Genomic DNA, 386 nt, shown 5'->3' on the forward strand with positions numbered 1-386 from the left:
GCGCGCGCAAGGCCGCGCGCATGGCGGGCAAATGCGCGCGCAGCGCCGCATCGGGATAGTCCAGCAGATGCGCCAGCACGCGCAGTGTCGTGGCGAGCGAATTAGAAAAAGCGGTATGGGTGGACATCGCTCAAACCTCGACTTTGATGGGAATGGTGCGCTTCTTGTCGCCGCCGAACAGACTCGTATGCGTGGTGCCGTCGGAACAGCCGTTGCCGAAACTGAACCCGCAACCGCCGCGTACGTTGAAAGCGTTTTCCGCGTACTCGCGGTGCGTTGTCGGAATCACAAAGCGGTCCTCGTAATTGGCAATGGCCATGGTGCGGTACATGTCTTCCACTTGCTCGACGCCCAGACCCACCTGTTGCAGGGCCGCGTGGTTTTCC

General features: G+C 61.4%; 1 pseudogene. It reads right to left on the reverse strand.

The window, feature by feature from the left end:
- Positions 1 to 130: 130 nt before the first annotated feature.
- Positions 131 to 386 (reverse strand): annotated as a pseudogene (narH, locus tag EN859_RS35700) (nitrate reductase subunit beta); the annotation flags it as partial.

This window comes from Mesorhizobium sp. M00.F.Ca.ET.216.01.1.1 (assembly GCF_004010325.2).
Classification (GTDB): Bacteria; Pseudomonadota; Alphaproteobacteria; order Rhizobiales; family Rhizobiaceae; genus Mesorhizobium.